The organism is Micromonospora sp. NPDC052213 (assembly GCF_040679695.1).
GTDB lineage: Bacteria > Actinomycetota > Actinomycetes > Mycobacteriales > Micromonosporaceae > Micromonospora.
Map to the genome: position 1 here is coordinate 1 of NZ_JBFAVI010000404.1, position 1,078 is coordinate 1,078.

The 1,078-nt window shown below is 74.1% G+C and carries 2 pseudogenes; both read left to right on the top strand.

Annotated elements, in window-relative coordinates:
- Nucleotides 1–47 precede the first annotated feature (47 nt).
- Nucleotides 48–592: pseudogene (locus tag AB0L34_RS34300) on the top strand (TIGR00730 family Rossman fold protein).
- A gap of 232 nt (nt 593–824) precedes the next feature.
- Nucleotides 825–1,078, top strand: a pseudogene (locus tag AB0L34_RS34305) (hypothetical protein); the annotation flags it as partial.

Consider the following 1,078-nt stretch of genomic DNA (forward strand, 5'->3'; position numbering starts at 1 on the left):
GCCGCCGCCGAGGCCGCCCCCGAGGGCCCGGCCGGACGGAGCTGAACGTGGCGAACGTCTGTGTCTTCTGCGCGTCCTCCCGTACCCTCGACGACCGCTGGCTCGCGCTGGCCACCGAGACCGGCGAGGAACTCGCCCGGCGCGGTCACACGCTGGTCAGCGGCGGCGGCTGCGTCGGCATGATGGGCGCCGTGGTGGAGGGCGCTCGGGCGGCCGGCGGCCGCACCATCGGCGTCATCCCGCAGTCCCTGGTCGACCTGGAGGTCGCCGACCTGACTCCGACGAGCTGCTGGTGACCGACAGCCTGGCCGACCGCAAGACGCTGATGGACGAGAAGTCCGACGCGTTCGTGGCGCTGCCCGGCGGCCTGGGCACGTTGGACGAGCTGTTCGAGGTGTGGACCACAGCCACCCTGGCCCTGCACGCCAAGCCGATGGTGATCGTCGTCGTGGACGGCTTCTACCGGCCGCTGCTCGACTGGATCCGCGGGCTCGGCGAGCAGCGCTTCCTCAAGCCGGCCGCGCTGGACCTGCTGATGGACGCCGACATCGTGCCCGCCGCGCTCGACCTGATCGACGCCCGCCTCACCTGACGCGCGCCCGGCCACCCGTGCTTGTTCACCACCGTCTCGGCGTGGTTGATCGACACCACTTCGGGGTGGTGGTGGTGTCCGGGCGCGCGTGTTGCGGCCACTTCGCCGAGGTGGCGTGACCGCATGGAGCCGGGCGTGGGGCGGAGCCGGCAATGGTGCGCGCCGCGGGCAAGGTGAGCTGGTGACGGGCGGGACGACTGTCGGTTTCCGGGTGTCGTAACGGCGTGGTGGGATGTCGGTGATGCAGGCGTACCGGTTGGTGCGCCGGCCCGGCGGCGCGGGGGCGGGGGTCACCCACGACGCCGGGGCGGGGCAGGGGGTGGGTCGGTCCGGTGGGCCGGCCGAGGCGGAGCCGCGATCCGGGGGGTCGGCGGGCGATGCCGCGCACCCACAGACCGCCACGCCGCACGACAGCGCTTCGCCGCAGACCGGGACCGGGGCCGGGGCGGGCACGAACGTCTCGCGCCGGGTCGATCCGGTGCAGGC